The 24,353-nt window shown below is 61.6% G+C and carries 24 protein-coding genes and 4 tRNA genes; 16 read left to right on the top strand and 12 right to left on the bottom strand.

Annotated features, from left to right (window positions below):
• Positions 1–24 precede the first annotated feature (24 nt).
• On the top strand, positions 25–594 hold the full coding sequence (efp, locus tag AC1MEK_RS23815) for an elongation factor P (protein ID WP_108237187.1): 570 nt from the start codon (positions 25–27) through the stop codon (positions 592–594).
• 151 nt (positions 595–745) lie between these two features.
• Here efp and AC1MEK_RS23820 read toward each other — a convergent pair whose 3' ends face one another.
• Entirely contained in the window at positions 746–1,765 is a 1,020-nt protein-coding gene (locus tag AC1MEK_RS23820) for an alpha/beta hydrolase (protein WP_480398735.1), read from the bottom strand.
• A 28-nt stretch (positions 1,766–1,793) separates the two neighbouring features.
• Complete coding sequence (locus AC1MEK_RS23825) at positions 1,794–2,213, bottom strand: organic hydroperoxide resistance protein (RefSeq protein ID WP_480398736.1); 420 nt, start codon at positions 2,211–2,213, stop codon at positions 1,794–1,796.
• A gap of 506 nt (positions 2,214–2,719) precedes the next feature.
• Between AC1MEK_RS23825 and AC1MEK_RS23830 the strand changes: the two genes are divergently transcribed.
• Positions 2,720–2,992 carry a hypothetical protein gene (locus tag AC1MEK_RS23830; RefSeq protein WP_480398737.1) on the top strand — a complete coding sequence of 91 codons (273 nt, stop codon included), beginning with the start codon at positions 2,720–2,722 and terminating at the stop codon, positions 2,990–2,992.
• A gap of 317 nt (positions 2,993–3,309) precedes the next feature.
• On the opposite strand, the gene AC1MEK_RS23835 is transcribed toward AC1MEK_RS23830, so the two are convergent.
• Positions 3,310–3,783, bottom strand: a complete 474-nt coding sequence (locus AC1MEK_RS23835; RefSeq protein WP_480398738.1) for a MarR family winged helix-turn-helix transcriptional regulator — start codon at positions 3,781–3,783, stop codon at positions 3,310–3,312.
• 265 nt (positions 3,784–4,048) lie between these two features.
• Between AC1MEK_RS23835 and AC1MEK_RS23840 the strand changes: the two genes are divergently transcribed.
• Positions 4,049–4,780, top strand: a complete 732-nt coding sequence (locus AC1MEK_RS23840) for a sulfite exporter TauE/SafE family protein (RefSeq protein ID WP_480398812.1) — start codon at positions 4,049–4,051, stop codon at positions 4,778–4,780.
• A 9-nt stretch (positions 4,781–4,789) separates the two neighbouring features.
• Here AC1MEK_RS23840 and AC1MEK_RS23845 read toward each other — a convergent pair whose 3' ends face one another.
• Positions 4,790–5,644, bottom strand: a complete 855-nt coding sequence (locus tag AC1MEK_RS23845) for a LysR substrate-binding domain-containing protein (RefSeq protein ID WP_480398739.1) — start codon at positions 5,642–5,644, stop codon at positions 4,790–4,792.
• Positions 5,645–5,742: 98 nt separating this feature from the next.
• On the opposite strand from AC1MEK_RS23845, the gene AC1MEK_RS23850 reads away from it, so the two are divergent.
• Positions 5,743–5,976 carry a DUF1127 domain-containing protein gene (locus tag AC1MEK_RS23850; RefSeq protein ID WP_480398740.1) on the top strand — a complete coding sequence of 78 codons (234 nt, stop codon included), beginning with the start codon at positions 5,743–5,745 and terminating at the stop codon, positions 5,974–5,976.
• Positions 5,977–6,026: 50 nt separating this feature from the next.
• Positions 6,027–7,259 carry a winged helix-turn-helix domain-containing protein gene (locus tag AC1MEK_RS23855; RefSeq protein ID WP_480398741.1) on the top strand — a complete coding sequence of 411 codons (1,233 nt, stop codon included), beginning with the start codon at positions 6,027–6,029 and terminating at the stop codon, positions 7,257–7,259.
• Between the two features lie 84 nt (positions 7,260–7,343).
• Here the strand turns inward: AC1MEK_RS23855 and AC1MEK_RS23860 are convergent, their stop codons facing one another.
• Positions 7,344–8,690: a class II 3-deoxy-7-phosphoheptulonate synthase gene (locus AC1MEK_RS23860; RefSeq protein ID WP_480398742.1), complete on the bottom strand. Its 1,347-nt coding sequence runs from the start codon at positions 8,688–8,690 to the stop codon at positions 7,344–7,346.
• A 125-nt stretch (positions 8,691–8,815) separates the two neighbouring features.
• Here AC1MEK_RS23860 and AC1MEK_RS23865 point away from each other — a divergent pair, with 125 nt between their 5' ends.
• Positions 8,816–9,571: a spermidine synthase gene (locus AC1MEK_RS23865; protein ID WP_480398743.1), complete on the top strand. Its 756-nt coding sequence runs from the start codon at positions 8,816–8,818 to the stop codon at positions 9,569–9,571.
• A gap of 9 nt (positions 9,572–9,580) precedes the next feature.
• Here the strand turns inward: AC1MEK_RS23865 and AC1MEK_RS23870 are convergent, their stop codons facing one another.
• Positions 9,581–10,372, bottom strand: a complete 792-nt coding sequence (locus AC1MEK_RS23870) for a crotonase/enoyl-CoA hydratase family protein (RefSeq protein WP_480398744.1) — start codon at positions 10,370–10,372, stop codon at positions 9,581–9,583.
• Between the two features lie 413 nt (positions 10,373–10,785).
• Here AC1MEK_RS23870 and AC1MEK_RS23875 point away from each other — a divergent pair, with 413 nt between their 5' ends.
• A complete protein-coding gene (locus AC1MEK_RS23875; protein WP_480398745.1) occupies positions 10,786–12,447 on the top strand; it encodes a DEAD/DEAH box helicase in 1,662 nt (553 codons plus the stop codon).
• Positions 12,448–12,531: 84 nt separating this feature from the next.
• On the opposite strand, the gene AC1MEK_RS23880 is transcribed toward AC1MEK_RS23875, so the two are convergent.
• A complete protein-coding gene (locus AC1MEK_RS23880) occupies positions 12,532–13,299 on the bottom strand; it encodes a DODA-type extradiol aromatic ring-opening family dioxygenase (protein WP_480398746.1) in 768 nt (255 codons plus the stop codon).
• Between the two features lie 104 nt (positions 13,300–13,403).
• Between AC1MEK_RS23880 and AC1MEK_RS23885 the strand changes: the two genes are divergently transcribed.
• Positions 13,404–14,060: a thiopurine S-methyltransferase gene (locus AC1MEK_RS23885; protein ID WP_480398747.1), complete on the top strand. Its 657-nt coding sequence runs from the start codon at positions 13,404–13,406 to the stop codon at positions 14,058–14,060.
• A 58-nt stretch (positions 14,061–14,118) separates the two neighbouring features.
• Here AC1MEK_RS23885 and htpX read toward each other — a convergent pair whose 3' ends face one another.
• Together htpX and AC1MEK_RS23895 are read right to left on the bottom strand one after the other, a co-directional pair.
• On the bottom strand, positions 14,119–15,006 hold the full coding sequence (htpX, locus tag AC1MEK_RS23890) for a protease HtpX (protein WP_480398748.1): 888 nt from the start codon (positions 15,004–15,006) through the stop codon (positions 14,119–14,121).
• Positions 15,007–15,280: 274 nt separating this feature from the next.
• On the bottom strand, positions 15,281–16,492 hold the full coding sequence (locus AC1MEK_RS23895) for a pyridoxal phosphate-dependent aminotransferase (protein ID WP_081567489.1): 1,212 nt from the start codon (positions 16,490–16,492) through the stop codon (positions 15,281–15,283).
• A 194-nt stretch (positions 16,493–16,686) separates the two neighbouring features.
• On the opposite strand from AC1MEK_RS23895, the gene msrB reads away from it, so the two are divergent.
• Positions 16,687–17,079: a peptide-methionine (R)-S-oxide reductase MsrB gene (msrB, locus tag AC1MEK_RS23900; RefSeq protein WP_480398749.1), complete on the top strand. Its 393-nt coding sequence runs from the start codon at positions 16,687–16,689 to the stop codon at positions 17,077–17,079.
• 103 nt (positions 17,080–17,182) lie between these two features.
• On the top strand, positions 17,183–17,668 hold the full coding sequence (locus AC1MEK_RS23905; protein WP_480398750.1) for a glutathione peroxidase: 486 nt from the start codon (positions 17,183–17,185) through the stop codon (positions 17,666–17,668).
• 186 nt (positions 17,669–17,854) lie between these two features.
• Here AC1MEK_RS23905 and AC1MEK_RS23910 read toward each other — a convergent pair whose 3' ends face one another.
• On the bottom strand, positions 17,855–20,176 hold the full coding sequence (locus AC1MEK_RS23910) for a hybrid sensor histidine kinase/response regulator (RefSeq protein ID WP_480398751.1): 2,322 nt from the start codon (positions 20,174–20,176) through the stop codon (positions 17,855–17,857).
• A gap of 86 nt (positions 20,177–20,262) precedes the next feature.
• On the opposite strand from AC1MEK_RS23910, the gene AC1MEK_RS23915 reads away from it, so the two are divergent.
• Together AC1MEK_RS23915 and AC1MEK_RS23920 are read left to right on the top strand one after the other, a co-directional pair.
• Positions 20,263–21,156 carry an ATP-binding protein gene (locus tag AC1MEK_RS23915; protein ID WP_480398752.1) on the top strand — a complete coding sequence of 298 codons (894 nt, stop codon included), beginning with the start codon at positions 20,263–20,265 and terminating at the stop codon, positions 21,154–21,156.
• Positions 21,153–21,635: a GAF domain-containing protein gene (locus AC1MEK_RS23920; protein WP_480398753.1), complete on the top strand. Its 483-nt coding sequence runs from the start codon at positions 21,153–21,155 to the stop codon at positions 21,633–21,635. Before AC1MEK_RS23915 ends, AC1MEK_RS23920 begins: the two co-directional genes overlap by 4 nt.
• A gap of 109 nt (positions 21,636–21,744) precedes the next feature.
• Here AC1MEK_RS23920 and AC1MEK_RS23925 read toward each other — a convergent pair whose 3' ends face one another.
• Positions 21,745–22,518, bottom strand: coding sequence for a hypothetical protein (locus tag AC1MEK_RS23925; RefSeq protein ID WP_480398754.1), 774 nt, complete (start codon positions 22,516–22,518; stop codon positions 21,745–21,747).
• A 274-nt stretch (positions 22,519–22,792) separates the two neighbouring features.
• Here AC1MEK_RS23925 and AC1MEK_RS23930 point away from each other — a divergent pair.
• From AC1MEK_RS23930 to AC1MEK_RS23945, 4 genes are all read left to right on the top strand, one after another.
• A tRNA-Glu gene (locus AC1MEK_RS23930) sits at positions 22,793–22,868 on the top strand.
• 2 nt (positions 22,869–22,870) lie between these two features.
• Positions 22,871–22,946, top strand: a tRNA-Gly gene (locus tag AC1MEK_RS23935).
• Positions 22,947–23,060: 114 nt separating this feature from the next.
• Positions 23,061–23,136, top strand: a tRNA-Glu gene (locus AC1MEK_RS23940).
• A 4-nt stretch (positions 23,137–23,140) separates the two neighbouring features.
• A tRNA-Gly gene (locus tag AC1MEK_RS23945) sits at positions 23,141–23,216 on the top strand.
• Between the two features lie 89 nt (positions 23,217–23,305).
• Here AC1MEK_RS23945 and AC1MEK_RS23950 read toward each other — a convergent pair.
• A complete protein-coding gene (locus AC1MEK_RS23950; RefSeq protein ID WP_480398755.1) occupies positions 23,306–24,316 on the bottom strand; it encodes an ABC transporter substrate-binding protein in 1,011 nt (336 codons plus the stop codon).
• Positions 24,317–24,353: the final 37 nt, after the last annotated feature.

Consider the following 24,353-nt stretch of genomic DNA (forward strand, 5'->3'; position numbering starts at 1 on the left):
TCCATCCAAATTCGGATATTCGTAATGAAAACTGGTAAAGAGCTTAAACCCGGTACAGTTCTGCGTATCGACAACGACCCTTGGCTGGTTCAGAAAGCTGAATTCACCAAGTCGGGCCGTAACAGCGCGATCATGAAGACCAAGCTGAAGAACCTGCTGACCGGCTACAAGACTGAAACCGTCTACTTCGCCGACGACAAGCTGGACGACGTGATCCTGGACCGTAAAGAAGCCACCCTGTCTTTCATCAGCGGTGACTCCTACACGTTCATGGACACCACCGACTACACCATGTACGAGCTGAACGCCGAAGACATCGAAGCCGTTCTGCCGTTCATCGAAGAAGGCATGCAGGACGTCTGCGAAGCCGTTTTCTTCGAAGGCCGTCTGGTTTCCGTAGAACTGCCGACCACCATCAGCCGTCAAGTGACCTACACCGAGAACTCGGCTCGTGGCGACACTTCCGGTAAAGTCATGAAGCCGGCCAAACTGGCCAACGGCACTGAAATCCAGGTTGCCGACTTCATCGAAATCGACGAGTGGATCGACATCGACACTCGCGACAGCTCCTTCAAGGGCCGCACCAAGAAGTAATTTGCTGACCTGCAAACAAAAAAGCCCGACCATGAGTCGGGCTTTTTTGTGGGCGGGTGTTTCATCTTCAGACCGTGGCAGCACGGCTTGCCGGCGGGAGTGATCTTGAAAACGCCCTCGCCGACAAGCCGTGCTGCTACGGATCTGTGTATTACTTGAGATGAACTTTGAGTTCCTGCGAAGCCTGCAACATCGCAGACCGCACCTCAGGCACTTGGCTGACCACGTTCAGCAGACCGTAGTCGTGAATCATGCCGTTGTAGCGCACCGCTGTGACCGGCACACCGGCCTGGTCGAGCTTGCGGGCGTAGGCTTCGCCTTCGTCACGCAGCACGTCAGCGCTGGCGGTCTGCACCAGGGCAGGTGGCAGGCCCTTCAACTGATCCACCGTGGCGCGCAGCGGCGATGCGTAGATCTCGGCGCGTTGCTTCGGATCGGTGGTGTAGTTGTCCCAGAACCACTTCATCATGTTGCGGGTGAGGAAGTGCCCCTCGGCGAACTGCTCGTAGGAACCGGTATCGAAGTTGGCGTCGGTCACCGGCCACAGCAGCACCTGGTACTTGATCGCTGGGGTGCCCTTGTCTTTGGCCATCAGGCTGACGACTGCCGCCATGTTGCCACCGACACTGTTGCCCGCCACCGCCAGGCGCTTGCCATCGACGTTGATTTCCTTGCCATGCTCGGCCACCCATCTGGTCGCCGCGTAAGCCTGGTTGATCGCGGTCGGGTAGTGCGCTTCCGGCGAAGGGGTGTAGTTGACGAATACCGCCACCGCACCGGATCCCTCGACCAGATCACGCACCAGACGCTCGTGGGTCGGGTAGTCGCCCAGCACCCAGCCGCCGCCGTGGAAGTACATGAACACAGGCAGTGTGCCTTTGACGCCCGCCGGCCGCACGATGGTCAGGCTGATGTCCTGGCCGTCGACCGAGATGGTCTTCTGGCTGACATCGGCCTTGGGCAGGGTCAGCTTGACCCCGGCCTGTGCGCCGGTCAGTACGGCACGGGCGTCCTTGGGCGACAGCTGCTCGATCGGCTTGCCGGTGCCCGAGTTCAGGGCATCGAGAAACGCTTGCGTGTTGTGCTCGACCCCGGTGTCGGTGGCCGCGAAGGCATTGCCGATGGACAGGGCGAGGAGCGAGCCAGCCAGAATCTTGCCGAATGTGTTCATGTTCATCTCCTACGGGGTGGCGGGTGGGTTAGACGGTCACGTGCAGGCGAACGTCAACGTTGCCGCGGGTGGCGTTGGAGTAAGGGCAGACCTTGTGGGCGGCGTCGACCAGTTCTTGGGCGACGGCTTGGTCCAGGCCTGGCAGGTTGATGTTCAGGTCGATGTCCAGACCGAAGCCGCCAGGGATTTGGCCGATGCCGACGTGGGCAGTGATCGAGGCATCAGCCGGGATGCTGCGTTTGCTCTGGCCGGCGACGAATTTCAGTGCGCCGATGAAGCAGGCCGAGTAACCGGCGGCGAACAGTTGCTCAGGGTTGGTGGCTTCACCACCGGCACCGCCCAGTTCTTTGGGGGTGGACAGTTTGACGTCGAGAATCTTGTCGCTGGAAACAGCACGACCATCACGGCCACCGGTTGCGGTTGCGACTGCGGTATAGAGAGCTTGCATGGTATTTCCTCACTGAGCATGGATTTGGGTGGTTGTGCTTTGCGCTAAAGTTTTGTGCGCTAAGCAAGTGAGATGAAATGTACTGCGCAAATAGTTTGTGCGCAATATTAATTTTCAGGATTTTTCTTTGAAATGCTGGTTTTGTTGTTAACTAATTGATTCTTAAGTGAAATTATTTTTCTGGATTCGCTTTGAATCGCTTGGCAGAGTGGGGGACGGGCCAGAAAGGGATGGAGGCTGATCGATTGCGGGGTTCTGCCTAACGGCAGAAGCGTGTCGGCTTCGCCGAGTTACTTGGAAAAGACCCCCAAGCAACCAAGGGGTCCTGCTCCTGGTTGGGCCCCTCCTGCGTCGGGGTACCCTCACTCCGGTCCCGCTCCGTGGGCCCGGCGTGAAAGGGCCATCCATGGCCCACACGCCTCTCGCCGCATCCATGCGGCTCGACCCACTCCGCGAGACCTGCGTTCAGCCTGCACCCAAGTCGCGTTTTGTGGTGTTTGTGAGATTTGCGCAAGAAGATCAACGGCAACGGCATGGTGTTATGCGATCTGCTTTTGATTCTGCCCGGAGGGCGTAGCAAGCTTGCTCGCGATCTGGCGCGTAGCGGCAGCAAAACCATTCACCCTGGCCGTGTCAGGCACACCGCATGCACCGGTTTTGCTGCTGGTTCCCGGCAGATCGCGAGCAAGCTTGCTACGCCTTCGGCAGAATCAAAAGCAGATTGCGCCGTTGCCGTTGCCGTTGCCGTTGCCGTTGCTTTTGATCTTAGTGCGCGATAGCCCAGACACCGCCAAACGCGACTTGGGTGTAGGCCGAACGGAGGTCTCGCGGAGTGGGTCGAGCCGCATGGATGCGGCGAGAGGCGTGTGGGCCATGGATGGCCCTTTCACGCCGGGCCCACGGAGCGGGACCGGAGAGAGGGGACCCGACGAAGTCGGGCCAAACCAGGAGCAAGACCCCTTGGTTACTTGGGGGGCTTTTCCAAGTAACTCGACGAAGTCGAAACAGGTCTGGCGTTAGCCAGAATAAAACAGCGTCACTGCCGAAAACGGAACTGACACAAATCCAGATACCGCCTCGGCAGCCCCAGCGCTCCTCACAAACTATCCTGCAAATTCCCCCGCACATGCACCAGATCCTTCTGCAGCGCCTGAAGCTGCTCAAGGGAAATCCCGCTGGACGACAGAATGCACGGAGGAATGCTCTGCGCTTTCTTGTACAGCGCCTTGCCCTGTTCAGTCAGATACAGCTGCACCACGCGCTCGTCTTCCTTGCTACGGGTCCGGCTGATCAGGCCTTCGGCTTCCAGGCGCTTGAGCAGGGGCGTCAGCGAGCCCGGATCGGTCAACAAGCGCGCGCTGATCTCTCCTACGGTGATGCCCTCACGTTCCCACAGCACCAGCATCGCCAGATACTGCGGATACGTCAGGTTCAGCTCCTGAAGCAGCGGCTTGTAGACCTTGGTCATCATCAACGACGTGGAATACAGGGCAAAGCACAGCTGGCTGTCCAACAGCAATTCGTTGCAGCTGCCAGCGCCAGCGGCGGTCAGGCTTTCGTCGGCGGTCATGGGGTGTACCTCGGTGAATCGGTCATGGGCGCTAATTTAGTGTGGTGATGTTTAATGCACCAGATAATTTAGGTAATGGGCGGCGTGGCCTTTCTCTATCGATGGGACAAGCGTGCGCGAAAAAAGGCACAAAACACGATTCGTGAATCGACTCATCACGGATCGTTGATGCTATCGGGCCACTGCGGATTTCCTCGACAGGCCCGACTGCGTAGCATGCGCGCAGAATTGATACAGAGGACCGGTTGTGATCGTCGATGTTGTGATGTACCTGCTGTTGGGCGCGGCCATGGGCACCCTGGGTGGCCTGTTCGGGATTGGTGGCGGCCTGGTGGCGATTCCGGCGCTGGGCGTGTTGTTCGGGCTCGATCAACAGCTGGCCCAGGGCACCGCGCTGCTGATGGTGCTGCCCAATGTGCTGCTGGCGTTGTGGCGCTACAACCAGCGTAACCGGATTTCTGTGCGCAACGCGATGATGCTGATCGTGCCCAGTTTCACCGTGTCCTGGCTGACCTCGCTGTGGGCGGTGCGCATCGATGCGCAGAGCATGCGCATCGGCTTCGTGGCGTTTCTGGTGGTGCTGACCCTGTTCAACCTGATCCAGATGTACTGGCGCAAAGGCAATGCCGACACCGAACTGCGCCACGGCAAGTGGCTATGGCTGCTGGGCCTGGGTTCGGGGGTGACCGCAGGCCTGTTCGGCGTGGGGGGCGGGGTGATTGCAACGCCGATTCTCACCGGCGTTTTCGGCGCCACTCAGGTCGCCGCCCAAGGCCTGGCGCTGGCTCTGGCGGCGCCGAGCACGACGATCACCATGACCACTTATGCGCTGCACGGCCACGTCGACTGGCTGATGGGCATTCCGCTGGCCATTGGCGGTCTCGCCAGCATCAGTTGGGGCGTCGCCCTGGCCCACAGCCTGCCCGAGCGCCTGCTGCGTTCGCTGTTCTGCGTGTTTTTGGTGATCTGCGCGATCATGCTCTGCTTCAGAGTGTGACCCCGCGCATCAGAGCTTGAAGCCCTCGGCAATGTGATCGGCCAGGCATTCGGTGATCGGTGACGAGTGACTGGTATTGCGCAGCAGCACGATGCTGGCCGAGGGCAGCTGCGGCAAGCCTTCGGCCTCACCCAGCACACGCAGGTCTGACGTGATCAGGCTCTGCAACTGAGCGGTCACCGCCAGCCCGGCGCTGACCACCGCCATGATCGCCGACAGGCTGGCGCTGGTGTAGGCCACGCGGTATTCACGGCCTGCGGCGTCCAGCGCATTGCTCGCCCACAGTCGGCAGAAGCAGTCACTGTTGAACATCGCCAGCGGAATCGGCGTCTGCTCGTGTGGGCAAAATCCTGCGGCCTCGGCCCAGACGAACCGTTCCTGACGCAGGATCTGCCCGATCTCCTTGCCCGGCTCGCGGGTGACGATGCTCAGGTCCAGGTCTTGACGTTGCAGCAGTTGCGCCGACGACTCGCAATGCACCTCGACCTGGATCAGCGGATAGGCCTGGGCGAAGCGCGACAGAATGCCGGGCAGAAAGCGCATCACGTAGTCATCCGGCGTGCCGATTTTCACCGTGCCGACCATGTGCGGCTCACGCAGCGTGTTGAACACTTCGCTGTGCAACTTGAGGATGCGCCGGGCATAGCCCAACAGCACCTGGCCCTCTGCGGTGAGGTTGAGCGAGCGCCCGTCCTTCTGGAACAGCGGGCGCTGCACCACGTCATCCTCCAGCCGCTTCATCTGCATGCTCACCGCCGACTGCGTGCGATTGACCACTTCCCCGGCCTTGGTGAAGCCGCCCTGATCGGCAATGGCGACGAAGGTGCGCAGCAGTTCGCTGTCGATGCTTGGGTAAGTGGCCATTACATCAATCTCCCAGATGCAGTGCATAAGAAACATTCGTTGGTTTGATCTTATTCCCGGGCGGACAATCTAGCCATCCCCACTTGGAGGGCAAGACGATGAAAGGTCAAAAAGGTTATGTACTGGTACTGAAAACCCTGTCAGGCGAATTGGCGCTGGAGCGCTGGATCAAATCCGGTGTGGCGCAGATCGCCCGCTGGCGCAAGTTGCACCGCGAGCGTATCCAGCTGGCCAGCTTGAGCGACGATGCGTTGAAAGACATGGGCCTGAGCCGGGCCGATGTCATCGAGGAAACCGAGCGGCCGTTCTGGGATGATCCGCTCAAGCACTGACAGACGGCGTAGAGATCAGGTAGTTTTGCGGATCGACCAGGAGGTTCTGAATGTCCGCAGATCTGTCGGCTCAACAGCTTTCCGTCAAACAGGCGCGTCGGGTGGCGCTGGTGGCTCAGGGATTCAACGGCCGCCAGCCGCCCGCGACGATTACCGCGCGCCATGTCACGCAAGTGATCGAGCGTCTGGGCGTGGTGCAGATCGACTCGGTCAACGCGCTGGTGCGCTCGCACTACCTGCCGCTTTTTTCACGTTTGGGCAACTACCCACAGAAGCTGCTGGACCAGGCCGCCTGGAGCCAGGGCCGACAGCGCAAACTCTTCGAATACTGGGGCCATGAGGCCTCGTTGCTGCCCATCGAGCTGTACCCGCTGATGCGCTGGCGCATGCAGCGTGCGGCTCAGGGCGAAGGCATTTATCAACAACTGGCCAAGTTCGGGCGCGAGCAGACGTCGACCATCGCTCGGGTGCTGCAGGCCGTGCGCGATCAGGGCGCGCTGGGTGCGGGCAGCATCAGTACCCGCGAAGACCGCGCCGGGCAGTGGTGGGACTGGAGCGAGGAAAAGCTTGCGCTGGAATGGCTGTTCGCCGCAGGCGAGGTCACGGTCGCCGGACGTCGCGGCTTTGAACGGCTGTACGATCTGCCCGAGCGCGTGCTGCCTGCGCAGATCATCGATCACCCAGAGTTGACCGAAGCCGACGCCCAGCGCGGGCTTTTGCTGCATGCGGTCACGGCGCTGGGGATCGGCATCGAGAAGGACATCCGCGATTATTTTCGTCAGGACCCGGCCCCCGCCAAGGCCGGGCTCGCCGAGCTGGTGGAAGACGGCGCCATCGAGGCGGTTCAGGTCAAAGGCTGGAAGCAACCTGCCTATATGCTGCCGGGCAGCAAAATCCCGCGCAAAGTCACTGCCAGTGCGCTGCTTTCGCCGTTCGATTCACTGGTGTGGGAGCGGGCGCGTACCGAGCGTCTGTTCGATTTTCATTACCGGCTGGAGATTTACACCCCGGCGCACAAGCGGGTGTACGGCTATTACGTGCTGCCGTTTTTGCACAACGAACGCATCGCCGCGCGCATCGACCTGCGCGCCGAACGGGCGGCAGGAAGGTTGGCGGTGCATGCCGTGCACGAGGAACAGCCGGGGCTGGACGAGGAGGGGATGCAGGCGCTGGCCGTGAACCTGCGGCAACTGGCGAACTGGCTGGGATTGCCCGAGGTGCTGATCAATTGTCAGCGGGCGAGTGCGGCGCGGTTGCGGGTGGCGTTTGTATCTGTTCGATGACGCCAGTGTCGTAGCAGCACGGCTTGCCGGCGGGGCGGTCTTGAGGGCGACCCGCGGGCAAGCCCGGCTGCTACGGGCGACGATCTAGCGTCTGACCTGCTTCAAAGTCTCGGCAATCAGAAACGCCAGCTCCAGCGACTGATCGGCATTCATCCGTGGGTCGCAATGGGTGTGGTAGCGATCCGACAGGCCATCTTCGGTGATCGGCCGGGCGCCGCCGATGCATTCGGTGACGTTCTGCCCGGTCATTTCGATATGGATGCCGCCCGCATAAGTGCCTTCGGCCTGGTGCACCTGGAAGAACTGCTTCACCTCGCCCAGGATCTGTGCGAAATCACGGGTCTTGTAACCGCTGCTGGCCTTGATGGTGTTGCCGTGCATCGGGTCGGAGCTCCACAGCACCTTCTTGCCTTCGCGCTCCACCGCACGAATCAGCCCCGGCAGATGGTCGCCGACCTTGTTGGCACCCATGCGCGCGATCAGGTTCAGTCGGCCTGGGTCGTTGTCGGGGTTGAGAATGTCGATCAGGCGGATCAGGTCGTCGGTGTTCATGCTCGGGCCGACTTTCACCCCGATCGGGTTCTTCACGCCGCGCAGGAATTCGACGTGGGCGCCGTCCAGCTGGCGGGTGCGGTCGCCGATCCACAGCATGTGCGCCGAGCAATCGTAGAAATCGTTGGTCAGGCTGTCGCGCCGCACGAAGGCTTCTTCGTAGTTGAGCAGCAAGGCTTCGTGGGCGGTGAAGAAGCTGGTCTCGCGCAGTTGCGGCGAGGTGTCCATGCCGCAGGCGCGCATGAATGCCAGGGTTTCATCGATGCGATCGGCCAGCTGGCTGTATTTGTCGGACAGCGCAGAGCCCGCAATGAAATCCAGGTTCCACTGATGCACCTGATGCAGGTCGGCAAAACCGCCTTGGGCGAAGGCGCGCAGCAGGTTCAGGGTCGCGGTGGACTGGTGATAGGCCTGCAGCAGGCGCTCGGGGTCCGGCACGCGGCTCTTCTCATCGAAGCCGATGCCGTTGACGATGTCGCCGCGGTAGGCGGGCAGGGTCACGCCATCGACGGTTTCGTCGTTGGCCGAGCGCGGCTTGGCGAACTGGCCGGCCATGCGCCCGACCTTCACCACCGGGCAGCCGGCAGCGAAGGTCATGACGATCGCCATCTGCAGCAGCACCTTGAAGGTGTCGCGGATTTTCGCGGCGGAGAATTCGAAGAAGCTCTCGGCGCAGTCGCCACCCTGCAGCAGGAACGCGCGGCCCTCGGTGACTTCGGCGAACTGGCGGCGCAACTCCCGGGCCTCGCCAGCAAACACCAGCGGCGGGAAGCTGGCCAGGGACTGCTCGACACGTTTGACGTGCTCGGCATCAGGGTATTGAGGTTGCTGCTGGATAGGCAGCGCCCGCCAGCTGTCGGGGCTCCAGGGTTGGCTCATCATGAACTCGAAGTCAGTGCGATCGGATGCCCATGGTAGCAGCAAGTCCCGAGAATTTGCGTGACCTGCCGGGGCCCGATCGCCGACAATCCGCGCGTCGAACGGGACTGATCAAGAGAGCTGTAATGACTGAGGAGCGTGAAGAGCGCGTACTGGCCGAAGTGCACGATGACTTCGGCATGATCCGCGTGCTGGAAGTCGAGGATTACCGCTTCCTGGAGTTCGGCGACGCCATCGAGCAGAGCTGCACCTTCACCGCTGATCCCGCGTGGCTGGAGTACGACTACACCCGCGCCATGCTGATCGGCGCGTTGTGCCACGAGGCGCCGGAAAGCGCGCTGTTCATGGGGCTGGGCGCGGGTACGCTGACTCAGGCCTGCCTGAAATTCCTGCCGCTGGACGACGTCGAGGCCATCGAACTGCGCCCGGACGTGCCACGCCTGGCGATGGAGTACATGGGCCTGGCGGACGATCCGCGCCTGTACATCCGCATCGGCGATGCGCTGGAGCTGCTACCAAGTGCCGAAAGCGCCGACCTGATTTTCGTCGACCTTTATACCGATACCGGCCCGGCAGCTGGCCATCTGGCGTGGCGCTTTCTCGAGCAATGCCAGCAGCGGCTCAATCCTGGCGGCTGGCTGATCATCAATCAGTGGGCCTCCGACGACGGCAAACCGCTGGGCGCGGCGCTGCTGCGCGGACTCTATCACCGGCATTATTGGGAGCTGCCGGTGAAGGAGGGCAACGTGATTCTCATGGTCCCGGCGGATCTGGAGCAAACCCTGGACCTCGACGCCGTGACTGCGCGCGCCGAGGCCCTGGCCCCGCAACTGGGCTACTCGCTGCTGTCGTTGATCCAGACCGTTCGCCCGGCGACCTGAGCCGATGCCTCAATGCCCGGTGAAGTGACCGGGCCTGCGCTCGATCAGGGCACGGAGGCCTTCTTTTGCATCGTCACTGGACATCACTTGCCTGATCTGGCCGAGCAATTGACCGGCGGCCGCTTCTTCGCCCTCACGAACCGCCTGCCGCGCCGAAGCCAGGGTGGCCCGCACGCCCAGCGGCGCGCGGTCGGCGATGCGCCCGGCCAGTTGCAGCGCGCAGGGCAGCAGGTCTTCCTGGACCATGATTTCCTGCACCAACCCCAGACGCAGCGCTTCATGGGCGTCGAACTCATCGCCCGTCAGCAGCCAGCGCATGGCGTTGCCCCAACCGGCCAGCCGATGCATGCGCAAGGTGGCGCCGCCAAAGGCGAACAGCCCGCGCTGCACTTCGATCTGGGAAAAGCGCGCATTGCTGGCGCACAGGTTGATGTCGGCGGCGAGCATCAGTTCGATGCCCAGCGTCAGGCAGTAGCCCTGAGCGGCAACGATCACCGGTTTTGTCACCCTGGGCCCGGCGAAAACGCCCCACGGGTCGTAGCCGCCTTCGGGCAGTTGCCAGCCGCCGGCCAACGTGGCGCCGGTCTCGGCCAGGTCCAGGCCGCCGGTGAAGTGGTCGCCATGAGCAAAGACCACCGCGACCCTTGCCAGCGGATTGCGCTCGAACTCGCCGTAGGCGAGGCTGAGCTGGTTGAGCATTTCCATGTCGAATGCATTGCGCTTGGCCACGCGATCCAGCCCGATGAGCATGATGGCGCCGCGCTGTTCCCGGGTGACCTGGCCTTTGATCGAAGCGGTCATGTGGCAAATTCCTGCTGAGTCGGAAAGGAGGGTGGGCTGCCTGACTGATGAAGGTGAATCGTTTAAGCCCCCGCCGCCAGTAATACCGGGCAATTGAAAAATAGACAGTGGCACAGGTTTGCGCAAAGCCTGTGACACTTGGACGCAAGGTCATATAGGGCCGAAAAAAATCCTCACATTTTTCGGCATTTCCGGTATGATGCGCGCCGGCCTTTCATAGGGCCCTCGTCATGGCACGCTTCGTGAACATCATTTGCGAGGCGGTTCGTATTTTGAGCCACCCCTGACGATCCATTCATCAATACGTTTTCGCAAATCCCCGCCGACAAAGCAGCCAGGGTGACCTTCGGGTCTTACACGGCACGCGCAGCTTTGAAGCATGGGTCTTTGCGGATGCACTCAGAGGCAGACCCATGACCCAGGAAACCGGCGGCTTCGCCGCTCTTGACCTTCATCCGAATATTGTTGCAGCCGTCATCGCGACCGGCTACGAAGAGCCTTCGGCGATTCAGCAACAATCGATCCCGATCATTCTCGCCGGTCACGACATGATCGGTCAGGCGCAGACAGGTACCGGTAAGACCGCGGCCTTCGCACTGCCTATCCTGAACCGCATCGACCCGAGCAAACGTGAGCCGCAAGCGCTGATCCTCGCGCCGACTCGCGAACTGGCCCTGCAAGTGGCCACCGCTTTCGAAACCTACGCCAAGCAGATGCCAAGCGTGAACGTCGTGGCTGTCTACGGCGGTGCGCCGATGGGCCCACAACTGAAAGCCATCCGCAACGGCGCGCAAATCGTCGTCGCCACTCCAGGCCGTCTGTGCGACCACCTGCGTCGCGACGAAAAAGTCTTGGCGACCGTGAACCACCTGGTTCTGGACGAAGCCGACGAAATGCTCAAGCTGGGCTTCATGGATGACCTGGAAGTCATCTTCAACGCCATGCCGGAAAGCCGCCAGACCGTACTGTTCTCGGCGACCCTGCCGCAGTCGATCCGTGCGATCGCCGAGCGTCACCTGAAAGACCCGAAACACGTCAAGATCCAGAGCAAGACCCAGACCGTCACCGCGATCGAGCAGGCTCACCTGCTGGTTCACGCTGACCAGAAGACCTCTGCCGTCCTGAGCCTGCTGGAAGTCGAAGACTTCGACGCCCTGATCATGTTCGTGCGCACCAAGCAGGCCACCCTGGACCTGGCCAGCGCCCTGGAAGCCAAAGGCTACAAGGCCGCTGCGCTGAACGGCGACATCGCCCAGAACCAGCGTGAGCGCGTCATCGACTCGCTGAAAGACGGCCGTCTGGACATCGTCGTCGCCACCGACGTCGCTGCCCGTGGTCTGGACGTTCCGCGCATCACCCACGTGTTCAACGTGGACATGCCGTACGATCCTGAGTCCTACGTTCACCGTATCGGCCGTACCGGCCGTGCCGGTCGCGAAGGCCGTGCACTGCTGCTGGTCACCCCGCGTGAGCGCCGCATGCTGCAAGTGATCGAGCGTGTGACCGGTCAGCGCGTTGCTGAGGTTCGCCTGCCTGACTCGCAAGCCGTTCTCGACGCCCGCATCAAGAAGCTGACCAACAGCCTGGCGCCGCTGGTTGCCGACGCTGAAGCAAGCCACGGCGAACTGCTGGATCGCCTGACTGCCGACATCGGCTGCTCGCCTCGTGCCCTGGCTGCCGCGCTGCTGCGCAAGGCCACCAACGGTCAGGCGCTGAACCTGGCGGCCATCGAGAAAGAACGTCCGCTGGTGCCGAACAGTGCGCCACGCGAGCGTTCCGGCGATCGTCCTGATCGTGGCGAGCGCGAGCGTCGCGCGCCAATGCCGCTGGCCGAAGGCCGTGCCCGTTGCCGTACCGCGCTGGGTGCCCGTGACGGTATCGCTGCCAAGAACCTGTTGGGCGCGATCCTCAACGAAGGTGGCCTGGCCCGCGAAGCCATCGGCCGCATCCAGGTGCGTGACAGCTTCAGCCTCGTCGAGCTGCCGGAAGAAGGCCTGGAGCGTCTGCTGGCCAAGCTCAAAGACACCCGTGTCGCTGGCAAGCAGCTGAAACTGCGTCGCTATCGCGAGGACTGATCGGCCAGGCGCTGATTCGTCCGAACAAAAAAATTCCCGGCATGTCCGGGGATTTTTTTGCCTGCATTTTGGCCGGGCGCCTATTTACCCAAACCTGTAAATATCCATCCCCAACGCGCCCATGGTGAACCCGGTGTGCGCCACGCTGAACTCACCGCCTGCACCTCGGGCGAAATACAGCGGCAGCAGGTGTTCGTCCGACGGATGGTTGCGCACGGCGTTGGGCGCCTGGCGGCGGTAGTCATGCAGCGCTTCTTCATCGTTGGCCGCCAGTTTTTCCACGATCCAGTCACGGAAATCCCTGGCCCAGGGCTCTACACTCTCCGGGCCTGCATGCCAGTCCAGTTCACGCAGGTTGTGGGTGATGCTGCCTGAGCCGATCACCAGCACTTCTTCTTCGCGCAGGCTGCTGAGCGCCTGGCCGACGCGGGTCTGCAGGGCTGGGCCCATGCGCGATGGCAGCGAAACCTGAACGATGGGAATGTCGGCCTGTGGATACATCAGCGACAGCGGCACCCAGACGCCATGGTCGAACGGGCGGCGGGTGTCCATCCGGGCAGGCAAATCGGCTTTGGCGAGCAAGCCCATGACGTGGTGAGTCATGTCCAGCTGGCCGCGCGCCGGGTATTGCACGGCGAACAGAGCGGCCGGAAAGCCGCCGAAGTCGTGCCAGGTTTCAGGCTGTGGATTACCGTTGACCACCAGTTCGTTGCTCTCCCAGTGGGCGGAGACGATCACGATGGCTTTGGGTTTCGGAAGCTCGGCCGCCAGACGCGCCAGCGCCGGGCCGCTTTCGCCGGGTTCCAGTGCAAGCATGGGGGAGCCGTGAGAAATGAACAGGCTGGGGAACATGTCATGGGTCCTGAGCGTATAAGATGGGCCCATGATCAGGCAGATCATTGATCTAAATCTAATATAAGTTTTAGGGCTTTTTGATCGAAGTATCGGGAGTATCTATGGAGCCGCAGTTTTGGCATGAACGCTGGGCGATCAATCAGATTGGCTTCAATCAGTCAGACGTGAATCCGTATCTGGTGAAATTGTGGCCCGAACTGAACGTGAACGAGGGTGAACGGGTTTTCGTGCCACTGTGCGGCAAAAGCATCGACATGACCTGGCTGGTGAACCAGAGCCTGTATGTCGTGGGCGCGGAGCTCTCGCAGACGGCCGTCGCTGCCTGGTTCAGTGAAAACGGCCTGGTGCCGGAAATTCGCGAGCAGGGCGCATTCCAGGTGTATCGCCATGAGCGGGGCGAGATCTGGTGCGGTGACTTCTTCTCCCTCAAGGCCAAGGATATCGGCAACTGCACGGCGTTCTACGATCGCGCGGCGTTGATTGCCCTGCCTTCGGAGATGCGCTGGCGCTACGTCGAGCAGCTCAACCGGCTGCTGTCCGAGGATGCCCGTGGCTTGCTCATCACCCTGGACTACGAACAGTCGCAGATCCCGGGGCCGCCTTTCTCGGTGGATGACGATGAAGTGCAGCAACTGATGACGCCGCAGTGGCGGGTCAAGCGAGTCGGCGAATGGGACGTGCTCGAGCAGAGTGCCAAGTTCAAGCAAGCCGGCGCGACCCGATTGATGGAGTATGCCTACCGGATGTTTCGGCGCTAGGAAGATCCACACAAAAAAAGGCGACCCGAAGGTCGCCTTTTTTGCATTGCCGTGTGAATCAACCGCGGCGGCGCAGGGCCTCAATGCGGTCTTCCAGCGGCGGGTGGCTCATGAACAGGCCGGCCAGGCCGTGCTTCAGGCCGCCGTTGATGCCGAAAGCCGTCAGGCTGTCAGGCATCTGCACCGGCACGCCCTGTTCCGAACGCAGGCGCTGCAGGGCGCTGATCATCGCGCCGGTACCAGCCAGGCGGGCACCGGCGTCGTCGGCACGGTATTCGCGTTTGCGCGAGAACCACATGACGATGGCGCTGGCCAGGAAGCCCAGCACGATTTCAGCGAAGATGGTCGCGATGTAGAACGCCATGCCACGGCCTTCTTCGTTCTTGAAGATCACCTTGTCGACGAAGTTGCCGATGATCCGCGCGAAGAACATGACGAAGGTGTTCACCACGCCCTGGACCAGCGCCAGGGTCACCATGTCGCCGTTGGCGACGTGGCCGATTTCGTGGGCCAGCACTGCCTTGACTTCTTCTGGCGAGAAGCGCTCAAGCAGGCCCTGGCTGACCGCAACCAGCGCGTCGTTCTTGTTCCAGCCGGTGGCGAAGGCGTTGGCCTCGTAGGCCGGGAAGATCCCGACTTCCGGCATCTTGATGCCAGCGTCGCGGGACAGTTGTTCAACGGTCTGCATCAGCCATTGTTCGTGGCGGGTGCGGGGTTGGGTGATGATCTGGGTGCCGGTGCTCATCTTCGCCATCCATTTGGAGATGAACAGCGAAAACAGCGAACCCGCGAAACCAAACACGGCGCAGAAAATCAGCAGCTGATTGAGGTTCAGGTCAACCCCGTTGGCCGCCATGAACCCGTTGAAGCCAAAAAGGCTCAGGGTGATGCTGGCAATCAGCACGACCGCAAGGTTAGTGGCCAAAAACAGCAAGATGCGCATCATGGTGTGGAGTGTCTCCTCGTGAAGAATGTGTAACGTGTTGCGGGGTATATAAGGTGATGTCGGTGGCTATTCAACCGGGCGACTATTTCAAACTGTGTCGTTTTGCGCCGCCATGGTCATTATGGACCACTGGCGAAAGGGCGGGGGTAGAGCGATTGTGCTATCAGGTCGCAGATCTGTGGGAGCCGGCTTGCTGGTGAACGCGATGGGTCAGACACTGCAACTGTGCATGACACACCGTATTCGCCAGCAAGCCGGCTCCCACAAGGTTGTGCTATTGGCGGTAAGACTTCAGGAAATTACCGATCCGCCCGATGGCCGCTTCCAGGTCATCGACGCGCGGCAGTGTCACCACGCGGAAGTGGTCCGGCCACGGCCAGTTGAACGCGGTGCCCTGAACGATCAGCAGTTTTTCCGAGAGCAGCAGATCCAGCGCGAACTTCTCGTCGTTGTGGATCGGGCAGACCTTCGGATCGATGCGCGGGAAGGCGTACAGCGCGCCCATGGGCTTCACGCAGCTCACGCCGGGAATGTCGTTGAGCAATTCCCAGGTGCGGTTGCGCTGTTCCAGCAGGCGGCCCGGCGGCAGGATCAGGTCGTTGATGCTCTGATACCCGCCCAGCGCGGTCTGGATCGCGTGCTGGCTCGGCACGTTGGCGCACAGGCGCATGTTGGCCAGGATGTCGATGCCCTCGATGTAGCTCTGGGCGTTGTGCTTGGGACCGGAAATGGCGATCCAGCCGGAGCGGAAACCGGCCACGCGGTAGGACTTGGACAGGCCGTTGAAGGTCAGGCACAGCAGGTCCGGCGCCAGGGAGGCGGTGCAGATGTGCACGGCATCGTCGTAGAGGATCTTGTCGTAGATCTCGTCGGAGAACACCACCAGATTGTGCTGGCGGGCGATTTCCAGCATGCCCAGCAGCACTTCCTTCGAGTAGACGGCGCCGGTGGGGTTGTTCGGGTTGATGATGACCATGGCCTTGGTGTTCGGCGTGATCTTGGCCTTGATGTCGTCCAGATCCGGCCACCAGTTGGCCTGCTCGTCGCACAGGTAATGCACCGGGTTGCCGCCGGACAGCGCGACTGCGGCGGTCCACAGCGGGTAGTCAGGCGCCGGGACCAGCACTTCGTCGCCATTGTTGAGCAGGGCCTGCATCGACATCACGATCAGCTCGGACACGCCGTTGCCCAGGTAGATGTCTTCGATGCCGACACCTTCGACCTGCTTCTGCTGGTAGTACTGCATCACCGCCTTGCGCGCGCTGAACAGGCCCTTGGAGTCGCTGTAGCCCTGGGCGGTCGGCAGGTTGCGGATCACGTCCTGGAGGATTTCGTCCGGCGCCTCGAAACCGAACGGCGCCGGGTTGCCGATGTTCAGCTTGAGGATGCGATGGCCTTCCTCTTCCAGGCGTTTGGCGTGCTTGAGCACGGGCCCGCGAATGTCGTAGCAGACGTTGGCGAGCTTGTTCGATTTGCTGAACTGCATGGTGATTGATCCCGAAGATGAAAGATCCGCTGGGCCAGGAAAACGGCGGACCATTGAGCACAACGCCATCAAAATGGATTTGTACGCGACTGGCGCGGGTGACAGACTGGCGTCAAACGAAGGCGCAATCATACGTGCCACCCGACCCGTGGAAAAGACACAGATCGGGCTTTTTCAGATGTGGAGGTGTACCCGTGGAGAAGCTGGTTAAAACCATCGAAGAATGGAAACAAATGCTCGACCCAGAGCAGTATCAGGTCTGCCGCCTGAAGGCCACCGAGCGGCCTTTTAGCGGCAAGTACAACATGACCAAGACCCCTGGTGTCTATCACTGCGTGTGCTGCAACGACCCGCTGTTCGACTCCTCCACCAAGTTCGATTCGGGCTGCGGCTGGCCGAGCTTCTACGCGCCGATCGAAGGCAGCGCGGTGGTGGAAGTGCGTGACGTCAGCCACGGCATGATTCGCACCGAAGTGGTCTGCGCCAAATGCGACGCGCACCTGGGCCACGTGTTCCCGGATGGCCCGCCGCCGACCGGCCTGCGTTACTGCATCAACTCGGTGTGCCTGGATCTCGTGGCTCGCTAGAGTACGGGGCGTCGGCCTGATGCGCTGATATCACCGTGGATAATTCAATAGCGCGCCAATCGGTGGCGCGCTAAGTTGGCGGTTTAACTTTCGAGGCATCGTCATGAGCGACAACTTGCTGAATATCCCGGTGCAGACGATCAAGGGCGAGCAGAAGACCCTCGCCGATTTCGCCGGCAAGGCGGTGCTGGTGGTCAATACAGCGAGCAAATGCGGCTTCACCCCGCAGTACAAGGGGCTTGAAGAGCTGTGGCAGCAGTACCGCGACCAGGGCCTGGTGGTGCTGGGCTTTCCGTGCAACCAGTTCGGCAAGCAGGAGCCGGGCAATGAAGGCGCGATTTCCGAGTTCTGCGAATTGAACTACGGCGTCAGCTTCCCGCTGTTCAAGAAGATCGATGTCAACGGCAGCGGCGCCCATCCTTTGTTCGTGCAATTGAAGAAACAGGCGCCGGGGCTGTTGGGGTCCGAGCGCATCAAGTGGAATTTCACCAAGTTTCTGATCGGCCGCAACGGCCAGTTGGTCAAACGCTACGCGCCGCTGACCAAACCCGAAGAGCTCAAGAGCGATATTGAAGCGTTGCTGAAGTAATTCCTTAGCGGCTCGGCTCGCCGATGGCGGCGGTCTTGAATCCGCCCCGCCGGCAAGCCGTGCTGCTACGTCGAGAATCGGTGCTCACAGGATGTCTGTTCGAACGCAAAACCGTAGCAGCCGGGCTTGCCCGCGGGTCGATCTTGAGCACGCTATCGCCAGCAAGCCAGACTGCTACGGAGGCGTTTATTGCTCCTGGCCCACCGGAATCCACTGGTCGAGGATCGCGATCAGCTCTTCCCGGTGAAACGGCTTGGCCAGGTAGTCGTTCATGCCCGCGCTCTTGCAGTGCTCGCGCTCTTCGGGCATGGCGTTGGCGGTCAGGGCGATGATCGGCAGGTCCCGCCATTTTTCGCTCTGGCGGATCTGTTTCGTGGCCTCGTAGCCATCCATCACCGGCATGTTGCAGTCCATCAGCACCAGATCGAACGTGCCGCGCTCCAGTTGCTGCAGCGCCTCGCCGCCGTGGCTGCTGACCACCACTTCGCAGCCCAGCTTGCTGAGCATGCCTCTGGCGACGAGCTGGTTCACCGGGTTGTCTTCGACCAGCAGGATCCGTGCGCGCCAGCAGGCGGGCTGGCTGGCGGACGACAACGTGCAGGTGCGCTGCCCCTGATCGACGAGCACCCGCCCCAGGGCGCGGTGCAGGACATTGCGCGACAGCGGTCGCGCCTGCTGTTCCAGAGGCGCCATGGCTGCCACTTGCTCGGCCGGCATGAAGTTGCCGTAGGCGGTCACCAGCAGAATCGGGATGCGGGTGGCGGGGCGGATGCCGATCAGGCATTCGGGGCAGTCGGTGATCAGCAGATCGGGCTGCACGTCCGGCTGCGGCGCGTTGGCCGAGAAGTGCCGGTATTCGATGCCCCATTCCGGCAACAGGCCGCTGAGCAGTTCCACCAGCCCGCTGCCTGGCTGGCTGACCACCACCACGTGGCCCTTCATCGCTGGCCAGTCGGGCGCTGCGGTGTGGGCGGGCAGCGGCAGGTCGACGGAGAAACGGCTGCCCACCCCGGGAGTGGAGTCGATGCGCAGCTGCCCGTTCATGGCTTCGCACAAGTTGTGGGTCAGGCTCAGGCCTAATCCGGTACCGCCGTACTGGCGGGTGATGGCCGCTTCGGCCTGGGTGAACGGCTGGAAAATCTTCGCCTGTGCGTCCTGGGCGATGCCGATGCCGGTGTCGCGCACCTCGATGCGCACCTTGTCCGCCTGCCGGCTCAGGCGCACGTCCACCCGGCCGACCTGGGTGAACTTGAGCGCGTTGGACAACAGGTTGCTGACGATCTGCCGCACGCGGGTCGGGTCGCCCAGCACCAGCGCCGGAAAGTGCGGGTCGATCAGGCAGGTCAGTTCGACCTTCGGCGCGGCGTTCTGCGACAGCAGGTTGGCGGTGTCCTCGATCAGCGTGCCGAGGTCGAAGGGAATCCGCTCCAGCTCCAGTTGGCCTGCGTCGAATTTCGACAGGTCGAGGATGTCGTTGAGCAACTCCACCAGCACCTTGCCCGAGTCATGGGCGATCGACAGCTGCTGGCGCTGCTCGGCGCTCAGCGGGCCGTCCAGCGACAGGGCGAGCATGCCCAGCAGGCCGTTGAGCGGGGTGCGGATCTCGTGGCTCATGTGGGCGAGAAATGCCGAACGGGCGTGGGCCATGTCCAAGGCGGTGCTGCGGGCGACCTCCAGCTCTTCGTTGGACTGGCTCAGGCGCGTGTTGCTGTTCTTCAGCTCCTGGGTGCGCGCGGCGACGATGTCTTCCAGCTCGTTTAGGTGATCGGTCAGGCGGTTCTCGGCCTCCAGGCGCCGGCCGAACTCGCTGGCGACGTTGTCGAACTGCTGGTTGGCGACGTGCACCAGCACGCCGATCTCGTCGTTCTCGTGGCCCTGAGGGCAGGGCAGGGGCGTCTGTTTGGGGCTGCGCGAGTCGCGGTTGGCCAGTGAGCGAATGACGCCGGTCAGCGGTTTGGTCAGCGTCAGGTAAAACAGGCCCATGAGAATGCAGGTCAGCACTAGGCTGCGCACGAAGCCGTTGAGCAGGGTGATTTCCGCACGTTGCAGGAAATGACTGCCGAAGGCGAAGGTGTCCACTTCCAGAAACAGCGTGCCGATGGCTTCTTTGGGCATGTGGTCCAGATGCAGCGTGTCTTCGAACTGCCGGCTCTTGCCGAACAGGGTGTCGCTGAGCATCCGGTAAGGGCTTTCGACCATGGGCCGCGACACCGCCGCCAGCAGCACATTGTTGTTGTCGGTCAGGCGCGCGCTGACCACGGCAGGCGAGTGCAGCAGGCCCAAGGTCAGTTCCTGGGCGAGTTCGGCGTCGATGTTGTAGGCGATGCGCGAGGCGGGGTTGTGACTGATTTGCAGCAGGGAGCGAATTTCACGATCGATCGAGGCGTCTTCGCTGGCATAATCGATGGCAATTTGCGCAAGGCTGAGCAATGTGCCCAGCAGAAAGCCGATCAGGACGGTCAGGCGGGCCTGCTTGAACGATAGCCGTTGGGTGATCGGAATTTCCATAAGGGTGCCGTGACTTCCTGGGTCCGTCGCGGGCCAAGCATAGCCGATCGCAGACCGGCTTTAACCAGTTAAATCAAGGAGACATCGTGGATTCTCGGTTGAACGCATTTCTGGAACGTGCCGAATCGGTTCTGGCGCGCCTCGAACCGCTGCTGCCTGCCGTGCGCGAGCCGGTGGACTGGAACAACGCACTGGCCGCGCGCTGGGTACGCGAGGGCCGGGCGGGCTACCTGATGCCGCTGGACGTGACGCTGGACATGCGCCTGTCGGACCTGATCGGCGTCGATCAACAGCGCGCGCAACTGGGCCGCAACACCCAGCAGTTCATCGACGGCCTGCCTGCCAACCACGCGCTGCTCTGGGGTTCGCGCGGCACCGGCAAATCGTCGCTGGTGCGGGCATTGCTGGCCGAGCACGCCAAGGCCGGGCTGCGCCTGATCGAAATCGAGCGCGATCATCTGGGCGATCTGCCGCGAGTGGTCGAGCAACTGCAAAAGCTGCCACAGCGCTTCGTGCTGTTCTGCGATGACCTGTCGTTCGAATCCGGAGAAGGTGATTATCGCGTGCTCAAGAGCGTGCTCGACGGCTCGCTGGAGCAGGCGCCGGACAACGTTCTTCTTTATGCCACCTCCAACCGCCGCCATCTGGTGCCGGAAAAGGAGAGCGACAACGCGCACTGGCAGCGTGGCGACGATGGCGAGATTCATCCAAGCGAGGCGGTCGAGGACAAGATCGCACTGTCCGACCGTTTCGGCTTGTGGCTGTCTTTTTATCCCTTCACCCAGGAGCATTACCTGGACGTGGTGGAACACTGGATTGGCGAACTGGCGGCCAAGGCCGGGCTTTCCTGGCAGCGCGACCATGAACTGGAAATCCTGGCCGTGCGCTGGGCCACCGGTCGCGGCAACCGCAACGGCCGCTGCGCCTATCAGTTCGCCCGTTATTGGGTTGGTTTGAAAATGCTGGAGCAACATCCATGATCGATTTGAGTGCCGCAGGGCAGGGGCTGGACGGCTACAAGCTGCTGGCCGCGCAACTGGAATCACTGTTGGCGGACGAGCGCGATTTCATCGCCAACGCCGCGCAGTTTTCCGCGTTTCTCTACACTCAGCTGGATGACCTGAACTGGGCCGGCTTCTACCTCAACCGCAACGAAGAGTTGGTGCTGGGGCCGTTTCAGGGGCAGATCGCCTGTGTGCGGATTCCGTTCGGCAAGGGCGTGTGCGGCGCGGCCGCGCAAAGCCGTGAAACCCAGCGCGTGCTGGACGTTCACGAGTTCCCCGGGCACATCGCCTGCGACAGCGCCTCCAACAGTGAGCTGGTGGTGCCGTTGATCAAGGAAGGGCGTCTGATTGGCGTGCTGGACCTGGACAGTCCGAGCCTGGCGCGTTTCAGTGAGGCGGATCAGGTGGGGATCGAGGCGTTGGCGCAGATTTTCCTGGCGGCCACTGATTGCTGATGTGACTGCGTTTCACTGTAAGAGCGAATTCATTCGCGAATGGATCAGGCGATGGAAGTGTATCGCCTGACCCATTTTCGCGAATAAATTCGCTCCTACAGGTCTTGCATCAATCGTAGAGCGCCTTCTTCTTCCACTCGGCTTCGGCGTCATCCGCCTTCAGGCCTTCGGTCAGCTCGTTGTGGTCGTCATCGGTCGGCGCGATGGTGTCCAGCACCATGGCATTGGCGCGCGCCAACTGACGCTCCATCGTCTGCAGATGGGTCTTCCATGGCGCAGGCTCGGCCTGGTTTTTCAAGTATTGAACGCCGCGTTCAAACGCCAGACGCGCCTGCCCGGGTTGGTCCTGATTCAGCGCCTGGTTCCCCAGGTTGTTGAAGAACTCGATATGCAGCAGCACCAGCATGTTGCGGATCTCGCGGATCCAGTGCTTGGCCTCGGCGGTCTGCAGAAAGCCGTCGTGGGCGGCGCGGGTCACCTGGCCATGCATGGCTTCCAGCAGAAAGCGCACGTCCTTGGCCTTGGCTTCGGTCTGGATCGGGCTGACCGGATTGTTCACCTTGATATTGTCGCCCTGGGCCACCAGTGCTTCGAGTTCGGTTTCCCGTTCCTGGATGCCGGGGTTGTTGCGTCGTTCCAGTGCGATCAGGCGTTTGACGACGTTCAGCTCAAGGCGCACCAGCAGCAACTTGAGCGCGGGGTTCATCAACTGGCCGGGGAAAGTCTCGGAAAGCTCGCAGCAGCGACGCAGGCGGTCGTTGAGTTCGACCAGTGTCCGTGTGCGTTCGACCTTCCTGGCTTCGTTCACATGGTTCAGATAGCCAACAGCGATCAGCAGTACGATGCCTGTTACAACCATCAGGGTGATAATGAGTGGAGTCACCGTACAAGCCTCGATCTAATTAATATGGGTAGCCGCGCGCCGAGTGTAGTGGCTACGCACTGGCACTGGAAGGGTGGTGGTCGGGATGTCTCTATAGAGGGACATCCTGCTGATCTCTGTATCGGCCACCCATTACCTAATTAGAGGGCGAAGTCATTGATTTGAATAAATTTTCATTGGGGGGTTGACGACCTCTCCAACCATCCATAGAATGCGCGCCACTTGCAGCGTAAAGCACACAGCGAAACGCGGCAGGGAGTGAATGTTGTAGCGTGTCCCCTTCGTCTAGTGGCCTAGGACACCGCCCTTTCACGGCGGTAACAGGGGTTCGAGTCCCCTAGGGGACGCCAATGCGGGAATAGCTCAGTTGGTAGAGCACGACCTTGCCAAGGTCGGGGTCGCGAGTTCGAGTCTCGTTTCCCGCTCCAATTTTAAGCAGCTTGGCTTTAGGGCATGCCCTGAAGTTGAGTTGAGTGAAACCAGGAAGCATCCAAGGATGTATTTCTGGAGCTGAAACACTACACCATGGTGTTTCAGGCAGTGTCCCCTTCGTCTAGTGGCCTAGGACACCGCCCTTTCACGGCGGTAACAGGGGTTCGAGTCCCCTAGGGGACGCCATATTGCGGGAATAGCTCAGTTGGTAGAGCACGACCTTGCCAAGGTCGGGGTCGCGAGTTCGAGTCTCGTTTCCCGCTCCAAATTCACAAAAACGCCGCTCATCAGAGCGGCGTTTTTGTTTGTGCGTGTTTTTTATTGCCTTCCTTTATATAGCTGCGGGTTTCCCGGTTCAGCGAGCTGCTTGCGCATCCTTCTTCAACGCCGCTTGTTCGGCCGCCAGCCGGATCGCATTGAAATCCGGATCGAATCCCTGCGACACGTCGACGTGTTTGTTGAGAATGCCCTCGCGCAGATAAATGTCGGCGGTGTTCTGCAAACCCTTGATCACGCCATCGTCGATGCTCACCCGTTCCATCACGGTCTCCTTCGCGGTGGCCAGGTGCACGTCTACCGGCAGCCCGGTGACCTTGGCCTGGGCGGCGGCGTACTCGGCCGGATGGCTGTTGGTCCAGCGATAGGCGCGGTCCAGTCGTACGACGAAGTCATCCAGCTGCGCGCGCTTCTCGGCGATGGCCTTGCTGGTGGCGGCGAGGTAGGAGTGGTTGGTCAACAGGTTCGGGCCGTTGGGCAGAATGCGCGCGCCATTTTGTGTGGCGACGGTGGTGTAGGGCGCCCAGGTGGCCCAGGCATCCGCTTCACCGTTGTCGAGGATCAGCCGCGATTCGCTGGGCAGCAGGTAGACGAACTTGACGTCGCTCGATTGCAGGCCGGCTTCGTTCAGGGCGCGGATCGCCAGATAGTGGCCGATCGATCCACGTCCGGTGACGATGCGTTTGCCCTTGAGGTCGGCCACCTGCTTGACGGGCGAGTCGTTGCGCACGATCAGCGCGGTGGTGTAGCGGCCGCTGACGTGGGTGATGCTGATCACTTTCAAGGAAGCGCCGGCGCCCAAGGCAAACACATAAGGCGCATCGCCCAGGGCGCCCACATCCACGGCGCCGGCGTTCAGGGCTTCACCCAGGGGTGAGGCGGACGGAAATTCGGAAAATTTGATCTCGTACGGCACATCTTTCAGCTCGCCCGAGGCTTCAAGCAGCACCTTGAGGGCCGATTTCTGGTTGGCGACGAGCAGGGGCTGCAAGGCTTCGGCGGCGTGGGCGGATGAAGCGAAGGCCAGCGTCAGCAGCGCGCCGGACAGCAGGCGTGTGATGCGTGGGGCGGGCGTGAGAGGGGATGGCATGCAAATGTCTCCAGGCTTGAAATGCGATAGCGGCCTC

This window comes from Pseudomonas sp. 2 (genome assembly GCF_056627435.1).